Annotated in this window: 7 protein-coding genes and 1 pseudogene; all 8 read left to right on the top strand. The window is 70.6% G+C overall.

What is annotated here, in order from left to right; genetic code table 11:
- Nucleotides 1-1,140, top strand: a 1,140-nt coding sequence (dnaA, locus tag AE652_RS23330; RefSeq protein ID WP_049654625.1) for a chromosomal replication initiator protein DnaA, incomplete at its 5' end; no start/stop codon positions are given.
- Nucleotides 1,141-2,094: 954 nt separating this feature from the next.
- Entirely contained in the window at nt 2,095-3,225 is a 1,131-nt protein-coding gene (gene dnaN / locus AE652_RS23325; protein ID WP_049654624.1) for a DNA polymerase III subunit beta, read from the top strand.
- A 170-nt stretch (nt 3,226-3,395) separates the two neighbouring features.
- Entirely contained in the window at nt 3,396-4,271 is an 876-nt protein-coding gene (gene gnd, locus AE652_RS23320; RefSeq protein ID WP_049654622.1) for a phosphogluconate dehydrogenase (NAD(+)-dependent, decarboxylating), read from the top strand.
- Between the two features lie 41 nt (nt 4,272-4,312).
- Nucleotides 4,313-5,446, top strand: a complete 1,134-nt coding sequence (gene recF, locus AE652_RS23315) for a DNA replication/repair protein RecF (RefSeq protein WP_049654621.1) — start codon at nt 4,313-4,315, stop codon at nt 5,444-5,446.
- Between the two features lie 193 nt (nt 5,447-5,639).
- The gene (locus AE652_RS23310; protein ID WP_049654619.1) at nt 5,640-6,179 is read left to right on the top strand and encodes a DUF721 domain-containing protein; all 540 of its coding nucleotides are present in this window, start codon (nt 5,640-5,642) and stop codon (nt 6,177-6,179) included.
- A 259-nt stretch (nt 6,180-6,438) separates the two neighbouring features.
- Nucleotides 6,439-8,463, top strand: coding sequence for a DNA topoisomerase (ATP-hydrolyzing) subunit B (gene gyrB, locus AE652_RS23305; RefSeq protein ID WP_369808323.1), 2,025 nt, complete (start codon nt 6,439-6,441; stop codon nt 8,461-8,463).
- 56 nt (nt 8,464-8,519) lie between these two features.
- Nucleotides 8,520-11,129, top strand: a complete 2,610-nt coding sequence (gene gyrA / locus AE652_RS23300) for a DNA gyrase subunit A (RefSeq protein WP_049654618.1) — start codon at nt 8,520-8,522, stop codon at nt 11,127-11,129.
- A gap of 150 nt (nt 11,130-11,279) precedes the next feature.
- A pseudogene (locus tag AE652_RS48435) lies at nt 11,280-11,583 on the top strand (hypothetical protein); the annotation flags it as partial.

Here is an 11,583-nt window from a genome sequence, read left to right as displayed (position 1 = left end):
CCGGCCGAGAAGGCCGCCCCGGAGCGCTCCGCCGAGCGTCCCGGCGTCCCCGGCGTGCCCGCCCCGCCCGGCGCTCCCCCGGCCGGCGGCTCCCGCAAGGACGAGCCGGCCGCCCGGCTGAACCCCAAGTACCTGTTCGACACCTTCGTCATCGGCGCCAGCAACCGCTTCGCGCACGCGGCGGCGGTGGCGGTCGCCGAGGCTCCGGCCAAGGCGTACAACCCGCTCTTCATCTACGGCGAGTCCGGGCTGGGCAAGACCCACCTGCTGCACGCCATCGGGCACTACTCGCGCAGTCTCTTCCCGGGCACCCGGGTGCGCTACGTGTCCTCGGAGGAGTTCACCAACGAGTTCATCAACTCGATCCGGGACGGCAAGGCGGACACCTTCCGCCGCCGCTACCGGGACATGGACATCCTGCTCGTGGACGACATCCAGTTCCTCGCGAGCAAGGAGTCCACGCAGGAGGAGTTCTTCCACACCTTCAACACCCTGCACAACGCGAACAAGCAGATCGTCCTCTCCTCGGACCGGCCGCCCAAGCTGCTGACCACGCTGGAGGACCGGCTGCGCAACCGCTTCGAGTGGGGTCTGATCACCGACGTCACCCCGCCGGAGCTGGAGACCCGGATCGCGATCCTGCGCAAGAAGGCGATCCAGGAGCAACTCAACGCTCCCGCCGACGTGTTGGAGTTCATCGCCTCCCGGATCACCCGCAACATCCGGGAGTTGGAGGGCGCGCTGATCCGGGTGACCGCCTTCGCCAACCTCAACCGGGCCCCGGTGGACCTGGAGTTGGCCGGGATCGTCCTCAAGGACCTGATCCCGGGCGGGGACGAGGACGCCGGCCCGGAGATCACCGCGCAGGTCATCATGCAGCAGACCGCCGCCTACTTCGGCCTGGGCGTGGACGACCTCTGCGGGTCCTCGCGCAGCCGGGTGCTGGTGACGGCCCGGCAGATCGCGATGTACCTCTGCCGCGAGCTCACCGACCTCTCGCTGCCGAAGATCGGCGCGCAGTTCGGCGGCCGCGACCACACCACGGTGATGCACGCGGACCGCAAGATCCGCTCGCTGATGGCCGAGCGGCGCTCGATCTACAACCAGGTCACCGAACTCACCAACCGCATCAAGAGCTAGCCGGAGCAGGCACGGCGGGGCCCCGGGTCCGAAGACGGGCCCCCAAGGGCGTCAGGAGCGAATCCTGACGCCCTTTCTCGTGTCCACAGGTGTGCGTCGCGCGCCGGCTGGGCAGGGATGCCCTCGACGGACGGTCCGCCAGTCCACAGCCCGCGCCGAACAACTGACCGGTGATTCGAAACCCGGGGGCGCGCAAGGCCGTTGTCCACAGGACGGGCCCCTCCGCCGCCGTCCACAGGGTGGGGAGTGCGGAGTTATCCAGAATTCGTCCACAGGCCCGTCGCCGCTACGCTCTTCCGCGCAGGTCAGGTGCCTGTGGACTTGTGCACAACGGTTATCCACAGGGTGTGGACAATTGACGGGTCCACAGTGGGCCGTCCGGGTTATCCACCGGTTGTCCCCAGGGGAGGGCCGGTTATCCCCAGGTTGTCCACAGCGGCGTCCACAGTTCGACAACCGTGGGCTGGCGTTCATACCCTGGTGTGAAAGGCGTCACGTAAAGTTGACCGGCGCCCGTGGATAACCGGGCCCGGATCTGGGGACAGCCCTGGGGATAACCTGTGGATACCCTGTGTGCCCTGTGGGTAACGCTCGGCTGTCCACAGCGCGGCCTGCCCGTCCACAGCCGCCGTCCACACCCGCTGTGGACAAAATTCGGGCTCTGACCTGCGGAAACGGGGTTATCCACGGTTTCCACAGGCCCTACTACTACCACTACACATTTAGACCCCGGACTTGCTTTCAAAGTGGGTGGGCCCCGAATCTGTGGACAACCGGGCCCCGACAACAGTTCGGGTCGCTTCCGCCCGTCTGCCCCGTCTGTCGGCGGAGTACGTCAGACTGTCCTTGCGACTGGAAGCGGAGTGACCGAGCTCGGTGGACAGCCGAACCGACGATCAAGATCAGACGAACCAGAGTGCGAGCGGGAGCGCTCGATCCAGGAGGCGGTTACCGGTGAAGTTCCGGGTGGAGCGTGACGTCCTCGCGGAGGCGGTGGCCTGGGCTGCCCGCAGCCTCCCGGCACGGCCGCCGGTGCCGGTGCTGGCCGGCCTGCTGCTGACCGCGCAGGAGGGCAGCCTGGCGCTGTCCGGCTTCGACTACGAGGTCTCGGCCCGGGTCGAGCTGGAGGCGGACGTCGAGGAGGCCGGCACCGTCCTGGTCTCCGGCCGGCTGCTGAACGACATCTCCCGCAACCTCCCCAACCGGCCGGTGGAGATCTCCACCGACGGCCAACGGGTCAGCGTGGTCTGCGGCAGCTCCCGGTTCACCCTCCCCACCCTCCCGGTGGACGAGTACCCGGCGCTGCCCCAGATGCCGACCGCGACCGGCACCGTCTCCGGTGACGTCTTCGCCTCGGCCGTCAGCCAGGCCGCGGTCGCCGCCGGCCGGGACGACACCCTCCCGGTGCTCACCGGTGTCCGGGTCGAGATCGAGGGCGACCGGATCACCCTGGCCGCCACCGACCGCTACCGCTTCGCCGTCCGCGAGCTGCTGTGGAAGCCCGAGCAGTCGGACATCTCCGCCGTCGCGCTGGTCCCGGCCAAGACCCTCCAGGACATCGCCAAGTCCCTGGGCAGCGGCGACACCGTCTCCATCGCGCTCTCCTCGGGCGGCGCGGGCGAGGGCCTGATCGGCTTCGAGGGCGCCGGCCGCCGGACGACCACCCGGCTGCTGGAGGGCGAGTTCCCCAAGTTCCGCAGCCTCTTCCCGACCGAGTTCAACGCGATCGCCGCGATCCAGACCCAGCCGTTCCTGGAGGCGCTCAAGCGCGTCTCGCTGGTCGCCGAGCGCAACACCCCGGTCCGCCTCAACTTCGAGGAGGGCGTGCTGACGCTGGAGGCCGGTTCGGGCGACGACGCCCAGGCCACCGAGCGGATCGAGGCCTCCCTGGAGGGCGACGCCATCTCGATCGCGTTCAACCCGGGCTACCTGGAGGAGGGCCTCAAGGCCATCGACTCCCCCTTCGCCCAGCTCAGCTTCACCACCCCGACCAAGCCCGCGCTGCTCAGCGGCAAGGTCTCGGTGGACGCCGAGGAGGACAAGGCCTACCAGTACCTGATCATGCCGGTCCGCCTCTCCGGCTGATCCCGCCCGTTCTTCGTCCACAGGCTGTGCACACCCGCTGTGCACAGCCTGTGGCCGTCTCCCCCGGCCGGCCCCGACCGCAGCCGGGCGGGGCCGCTCCAGCGCGTAGGCTCAAGGAGTGCGGCAACGGCGCCGCCGGCAGGCACGTCACCACAGGTAAGGACTTGGTCATGGAGCTCGGCCTCATCGGTCTCGGCAAGATGGGCGGCAACATGCGCGAGCGGATCCGCCGCGCCGGCCACACCGTCATCGGCTACGACCGCAACCCTGACATCTCCGACGTCGAGAGCCTCCAGGAGCTCGTCAGCAAGCTCCAGGGCCCGCGCGTGGTCTGGGTCATGGTCCCGGCGGGCGCCGCCACCCAGGCGACCGTCGACGAGCTCGCCGAGCTGCTCTCCCCCGGCGACGTTGTGGTCGACGGCGGCAACTCCCGCTGGACCGACGACGTCAAGCACGCCGAGGCGCTGGCCGCCAAGGGCATCGGCTTCGTGGACTGCGGCGTCTCCGGCGGCGTCTGGGGCCTGGAGAACGGCTACGCGCTGATGTACGGCGGCGACGCCGAGCACGTCGCGAAGGCCCAGCCGGTCTTCGACGCCCTCAAGCCCGAGGGCGAGTTCGGCTCGGTGCACGCGGGCGCGGTGGGCGCCGGCCACTTCGCCAAGATGGTCCACAACGGCATCGAGTACGCGATGATGCAGGCCTTCGCCGAGGGCTGGGAGCTGCTGGAGGCCGCCCCCGAGGTCACCGACGTGCGCGACGTCTTCCGCAGCTGGCAGGAGGGCACCGTCATCCGCTCCTGGCTGCTGGACCTGGCCGTCCGCGCCCTGGACGAGGACGAGCACCTGGACAAGCTGCGCGGCTGGGCCGCCGACTCCGGCGAGGGCCGCTGGACCGTCGAGGCCGCGATCGACCACGCCGTGCCGCTGCCGGCGATCACCGCCTCGCTGTTCGCCCGCTTCGCCTCCCGCCAGGAGGACTCGCCGCAGATGAAGATGATCGCCGCGCTGCGCAACCAGTTCGGCGGCCACGCGGTCGAGTCCAAGTAACCAGCAGGTCCTCCCCAAGAAGGCGGGCGCAGTCCACAGCCATGCACGTCGCGCACCTGTCGCTCGCCGACTTCCGGTCGTACGCCCGGGCCGAGGTTCCCCTCGACCCGGGCGTGACCGCCTTCGTGGGGCCCAACGGCCAGGGCAAGACCAACCTGGTCGAGGCGATCGGCTACGTGGCCACCCTGGGAAGCCACCGGGTCGCCACCGACGCCCCGCTGATCCGGCTGGGCGCCGAGCGGGCGGTGGTCCGCACCTCGGTGGTGGACCGCGGCCGGTCCACCCTGATCGAGCTGGAGCTCACCCCGGGCAAGGCCAACCGGGCCCGGATCAACCGCTCCGACAACGTCCGCCCGCGGGACGTCCTGGGCCTGCTGCGCACCGTGCTGTTCGCCCCCGAGGACCTCAGCCTGGTCAAGGGCGACCCGGGTGAGCGGCGGCGCTTCCTGGACGAGCTGCTGACCGCCCGGGCACCCCGGCTGGCCGGGGTGCGGCAGGACTACGAGCGGGTGCTCAAGCAGCGCAACGCCCTGCTGAAGACCGCCGCGATGGCCCGCCGGGCCGGCGGCGGCAAGGGCGCGGACCTGTCCACCCTGGAGGTCTGGGACGGCCATCTGGCCCGCGCCGGCGCCGAGTTGACGGCCTTCCGGATCCAGCTGGTGGCCGCCCTGCAGCCCCTGGTGGCGGCCGCGTACGGGCAGCTGGCCCCCGGCGGCGGCGAGACCGCCCTGGAGTACCGCAGCTCCTTCGAGGGCGAACTGCCGACCAGCCGCGAGCAGGCCGAGGAGCAGCTGCTGAACGCGCTGCAGGCGGTCCGCAAGCAGGAGGTCGAGCGCGGTGTCACCCTGGTCGGCCCGCACCGCGACGAGCTGGGGCTCAAGCTCGGCCCGCTGCCCGCCAAGGGCTACGCCAGCCACGGCGAGTCCTGGTCGTTCGCGCTGGCGCTGCGGCTGGCCTCGTACGAGCTGCTGCGCGCCGACGGCGGCGAGCCGGTGCTGATCCTGGACGACGTGTTCGCCGAGCTGGACGCCGCCCGCCGGGACCGGCTGGCCGAGCTGGTGGCCGGCGGCGAGCAGGTGCTGGTGACCGCGGCGGTCGCCGAGGACGTGCCGAAGGCGCTGGCCGGCGCCCGGTTCGCGGTCTCCGACGGCGCGGTGCGCCGGGTCGACGCCTGACCGCGCCCCCGCGTCCGCACCGATTCACACCCCTCCACCCGCACCACCACACCGCCGTCACCGGACCGCGACCGCTTCCGCGCACCGCGCGCCCCCGCCCCGGCCCGAGGGGCCCGGCGGCTCCCGTAGGCTGGACGGCTCGGCGGGCGCGCGACCGCGACCGTTGTCCACAGGCTGGGGAAAGGAGATCGCCGTGAGCGAGCCGGCGGAGCACTCCCCCGAGCCAGGTGCCCCGGCGCCGACCGGTGCCGACCTCGCCCGCTCCGCGCTGCGCGCGGCCCGGGCCCAGGCCCGTCAGCGCGGCGAGCAGGTCCGGGAGAAGCGCGAGGCGAAGCGGCACGGCCTGCGCAGCGGCGCCCGTTCGGACGGCCGCGACCCGGTCCCGCTGGGCGCGGCGCTCAACCGGCTGCTGACCGAGCGCGGCTGGGAGTCCTCGGCCGCCGTCGGCGGGGTGATGGGCCGCTGGCCGCAGATCGTCGGCCCGGACATCGCCGCGCACTGCCACCCCTCCTCCTACGACGAGGCCGCCGCGGTGCTCACCGTGCAGTGCGACTCCACCGCCTGGGCCACCCAACTACGCTGGCTGGCACGGCAGTTGGTGGCCCGTCTGAACCACGAACTGGGCCACGGGACGGTCCGGACCATCAAGGTGCTCGGCCCCGCGGCGCCCGCCCGCGGCTACGGCCGGCTGCGCGCGCCCGGGAGCAAGGGGCCGGGCGACACCTGGGGCTGACCGGGACCTCGGACGGCCGGCGGGGGCGCGGATCGGATGGCGATCTTCCGGAACCCCTGACAGCCCTTCCAGGCGCCCTGGGCCCCCCGGGCGAGTATCGGGACATGTCCAGAGGGGATTCAGGGCGGCATATCTGCCCTCAAGGGCTGCCAAACGCCCATCTCTGTCAGTCGTACCGGTAGACTGAAAGCCAAACACTGTTGCTAGTGGCAACCGAGTCGAAACGCTGTGGTCGCACGCCCGCCCGTACGGGGTGGGCATGCGACCCGTGCTGTGCCAGAGAGGGCGCTTCGTGGCCGATTCCGGCAACCCCAGCCAGACCCCAGACCAGTCCGAGCAGGCTTCCTACACCGGTAGCAACATCCAGGTGCTGGAAGGCCTCGACGCCGTCCGCAAGCGCCCCGGCATGTACATCGGTTCGACGGGCGAGCGCGGCCTGCACCACCTGGTGCAGGAGGTCGTGGACAACTCCGTCGACGAGGCGATGGCCGGGCACGCCGACACCATCGACGTCACGATCATGGCCGACGGCGCCATCCGCTGCGTCGACAACGGCCGCGGCATCCCGGTGGACATCGTCCCCGGCCAGGACAAGCCCGCCGTCGAGGTCGTGCTCACCGTCCTGCACGCCGGCGGCAAGTTCGGCGGCGGCGGCTACGCCGTCTCCGGCGGTCTGCACGGCGTGGGCGTCTCCGTGGTGAACGCGCTGTCCACCCGGCTCTCGGTGGAGATCCACCGGGACGGCCACATCTGGACCCAGGACTACAAGATGGGCGCGCCGACCGCCCCCCTGGTCAAGGGCGCGGAGACCGACCGCACCGGCACCACGGTGACCTTCTGGGCCGACGGCGACATCTTCGAGACCACCGTCTACTCCTTCGAGACGCTCTCCCGGCGCTTCCAGGAGATGGCCTTCCTCAACAAGGGCCTGTCGATCTCGCTGACCGACGAGCGCCCCGAGCACGCGGACGAGGAGGGCAAGCCGCTCACCGTCACGTACAAGTACGACGGCGGCATCGCCGACTTCGTCGCCCACCTCAACTCCCGCAAGGGCGAGGTCGTCCACCCCTCGGTGATCGACTTCGAGGCGGAGGACAAGGACAAGGCGATCTCGGTGGAGATCGCGATGCAGTGGAACTCCTCCTACACCGAGGGGGTCTACAGCTTCGCCAACACCATCCACACCCACGGCGGCGGCACCCACGAGGAGGGCTTCCGCGCCGCGCTGACCGGCCTGGTCAACCGCTACGCGCGGGACAAGAAGCTGCTCCGCGAGAAGGACGACAACCTCTCCGGCGAGGACATCCGCGAGGGTCTGACCGCGATCATCTCGGTCAAGCTCGGCGAGCCCCAGTTCGAGGGCCAGACCAAGGACAAGCTCGGCAACACCGAGGCCAAGACCTTCGTCCAGAAGGTCGTCCACGAGCACCTCAACGACTGGCTGGACCGCAACCCCAACGAGGCCGCGGACATCATCCGCAAGTCCATCCAGGCCGCCACCGCGCGCGTCGCCGCCCGCAAGGCCCGCGACCTGACCCGCCGCAAGGGCCTGCTGGAGTCCGCCTCGCTGCCGGGCAAGCTCTCGGACTGCCAGTCCAAGGACCCGTCCGAGTGCGAGATCTTCATCGTCGAGGGTGACTCCGCCGGCGGCTCGGCCAAGCAGGGCCGGGACCCGCGCACCCAGGCCATCCTGCCGATCCGCGGCAAGATCCTGAACGTCGAGAAGGCCCGGATCGACAAGGTCCTCCAGAACACCGAGGTCCAGGCGCTCATCTCGGCCTTCGGCTGCGGCATCCAGGAGGACTACGACGAGTCCAAGCTGCGGTACCACAAGATCGTCCTGATGGCCGACGCCGACGTCGACGGACAGCACATCCGCACCCTGCTGCTCACCCTGCTGTTCCGCTTCATGCGGCCGCTGGTCGAGTCCGGGTACGTCTACCTCGCCATGCCGCCGCTGTACAAGATCAAGTGGGGCAAGGACGACTTCGAGTACGCCTACTCCGACCGCGAGCGCGACGCGCTGATCGCGGCCGGGGTGGAGGCCGGGCGCCGGCTGCCCAAGGACGACGCGATCCAGCGCTTCAAGGGTCTCGGCGAGATGAACGCCGAGGAGCTCCGGGTCACCACCATGGACGCCGAGCACCGCCTGCTGCTCCAGGTCACCCTGGAGGACGCCGCCCGTGCCGACGAGCTGTTCTCCGTGCTGATGGGCGAGGACGTCGAGGCGCGCCGCTCCTTCATCCAGCGCAACGCCAAGGACGTTCGCTTCCTGGACGTGTGACGCCTGCACCGCAGGCCCCGCACGTTCCAGTCCGCGTGAAAGGAAACTGACCACCAGTGGTCGACGACAACCGTCCCGAAGGCGAACAGCCCGAGACCCCCGCAGCCGAGGGCACCGCCCAGGTGACCATGCGGATCGAGCCGGTCGAGCTCGAGACCGAGATGCAGCGCTCCTACCTCGACTACGCGATGAGCGTGATCGTCAGCCGGGCGCTCCCCGAGGTCCGCGACGGCCTCAAGCCGGTGCACCGCCGCGTGCTCTACGCGATGTACGACGGCGGGTACCGGCCCGAGAAGGGCTACTACAAGTGCGCCCGCGTCGTCGGCGACGTCATGGGCAACTACCACCCGCACGGTGACACCTCGATCTACGACACCGTGGTCCGCCTGGCCCAGCCGTGGTCGCTGCGGATGCCGCTGGTGGACGGCAACGGCAACTTCGGCTCCCCGGGCAACGACCCGGCGGCGGCCATGCGCTACACCGAGTGCAAGCTGATGCCGCTGGCCATGGAGATGATGCGCGACATCGACGAGGAGACCGTCGACTTCGCGCCCAACTACGACGGCCGCTCGCAGGAGCCGACCGTCCTGCCCGCGCGCATCCCCAACCTGCTGGTCAACGGTGCCACCGGCATCGCGGTCGGCATGGCCACCAACATCCCGCCGCACAACCTCCGCGAGGTCGCCTCCGGCGCGCTCTGGTACCTGGAGAACCCGGAGGCCTCCGCCGAGGAGCTGCTGGACGCCCTGGTCGAGCGGATCAAGGGCCCCGACTTCCCGACCGGCGCGCTGATCGTCGGCCGCCGCGGGATCGACGACTACTACCGCACCGGCCGCGGCTCGGTCACCATGCGGGCCGTCGTCGAGGTCGAGGAGATCCAGGGCCGCCAGTGCCTGGTGATCACCGAGCTGCCGTACCAGGTCAACCCGGACAACCTCGCGCTGAAGATCGCCGACCTGGTCAAGGACGGCAAGATCGCCGGCATCGCCGACGTCCGGGACGAGTCCTCGTCCCGCACCGGCACCCGCCTGGTGGTCGTGCTCAAGCGCGACGCGGTCGCCAAGGTCGTGCTGAACAACCTGTACAAGCACACCGAGCTGCAGACCAACTTCGGCGCCAACATGCTGGCCCTGGTCGACGGCGTGCCGCGCACGCTGTCGCTCGACGCCTTCATCCGGCACTGGGTCAACCACCAGGTCGAGGTCATCGTCCGGCGCACCACCTTCCGGCTGCGCAAGGCCGAGGAGCGCGCGCACATCCTGCGCGCCCTGCTGAAGGCCCTGGACCTGATCGACGAGGTCATCGCGCTGATCCGGGCCTCGGCCAGCGCCGACGCCGCCCGCACCGGCCTGATGGGCCTGCTCGACATCGACGAGCTCCAGGCCAACGCGATCCTGGAGATGCAGCTGCGCCGGCTGGCCGCCCTCGAGCGCCAGCGGATCATGGACGAGCACGACGAGCTCCAGCGCAAGATCGACGAGTACAACGCGATCCTGGCCTCGCCGGTCCGCCAGCGGGAGATCATCTCCGAGGAGCTCACCGCGATCGTCGACAAGTACGGCGACGAGCGGCGCTCCACCCTCATCCCCTCCGACGGCGACCTCTCCATCGAGGACCTCATCGCCGAGGAGGACATCGTCGTCACGATCACCCGTGGCGGCTACGTCAAGCGGACCCGCTCCGACCTCTACCGCTCGCAGAAGCGCGGCGGCAAGGGCGTGCGCGGTGCCCAGCTGAAGCAGGACGACATCGTCGACCACTTCTTCGTGACGACGACCCACAACTGGATCCTGTTCTTCACCAACAAGGGCCGGGTCTACCGCGCCAAGGGCTACGAGCTGCCGGACGCCGGGCGCGACGCCCGCGGCCAGCACGTCGCCAACCTGCTGGCCTTCCAACCGGACGAGCACATCGCCCAGGTGATGGCCGTGCGGACGTACGAGGACAAGCCGTACCTGGTCCTCGCCACCCGGGCCGGCCTGGTGAAGAAGTCCGCGCTCAAGGACTACGACTCGCCGCGCTCCGGCGGCCTGATCGCGATCAACCTGCGCCAGGACGAGGAGGGCCAGGACGACGAGCTGATCGGCGCCGAGCTGGTCTCCGCCGAGGACGACCTGCTGCTGGTCTCCAAGAAGGCCCAGTCGATCCGCTTCACCGCGACCGACGACGCCCTGCGCCCGACCGGCCGCGCCACCTCCGGCGTCAAGGGCATGGCCTTCCGCGAGGACGACGAACTGCTCTCGATGAACGTCGTCCGTCCGGGCACCTACGTCTTCACCGCCACGGACGGCGGCTACGCCAAGCGCACCGGGGTGGACGAGTACCGTGTCCAGGGGCGCGGCGGCTACGGCACCAAGGCGGCGAAGATCGTCGAGGGCCGGGGCTCGCTGGTCGGCGCGCTCGTGGTCGACGAATCCGACGAGATCATGGCGATCACCCTCTCGGGTGGGGTGATCCGCACGAGGGTTTCCGAGGTTCGTGAAACCGGACGTGACACCATGGGCGTCCAACTGATCAACCTCGGAAAGCGCGACGCGGTCGTGGGCATGGCCCGCAACGCGGAGGCCGAGGACGAGGAGACGGCGGAGGACGAGGTGGCGGGTACCGAGTCCACCGAGACGGCCGAGGGAGCGGAGACGGCGGTCGACGGAGACGTCGAGGCCTGAACCGAACCGCAGACCGGTGCCGCCGCGTCCAGAGTATGGATGCGGCGGCACCGGACGCCGACCAGTTCCGGGCAATCCCGCCGGGCGCTGGATGACGAGTGACGAAGCAGGGCGGCGCCGCCGTCCTGGTGGGAAGTGCGGGAGGACCAGGTGAGTGGAGCCACGGGTGCTGCGGGAGGAACCTCCGGCGGCCGTCCGGGCGCGCAGGGCGGGGGTGCGTACGGCGTTCCGCAGCCGCCGACCGAGCACTCGGCCGCGTCCACCTCGCTGATGCCGCCGGCCGGTGGAGCGGGCCAGAGCGGTGCGACCTACGGGGGGCAGACGCCCGCGCCGCCGAGCGGCCAGGCCGGCTTCTCGCAGCCGACCACGTACGCCAAGGGGCAGCCGACCCCGGCCCGGGGCACCCGGAGCCCGGGCCACACCCCGGCGGGCGGGACCCCGGTCGGGGCGACCC

It is taken from the genome of Kitasatospora sp. MY 5-36, from assembly GCF_001182915.1.
GTDB lineage: Bacteria > Actinomycetota > Actinomycetes > Streptomycetales > Streptomycetaceae > Kitasatospora.
The sequence above is the reverse complement of the archived record's forward strand: the minus strand, read 5'-3'. Positions and strand labels throughout refer to the sequence as shown.

Excerpts from the sequence above, each read along its gene's own strand:
- gnd (WP_049654622.1), top strand. The coding sequence starts at position 3,396 with ATGGAGCTCGGCCTCATCGGTCTCGGCAAGATGGGCGGCAACATGCGC.
- recF (WP_049654621.1), top strand. The coding sequence starts at position 4,313 with ATGCACGTCGCGCACCTGTCGCTCGCCGACTTCCGGTCGTACGCCCGG.
- gyrB (WP_369808323.1), top strand. The coding sequence starts at position 6,439 with ATGCGACCCGTGCTGTGCCAGAGAGGGCGCTTCGTGGCCGATTCCGGC.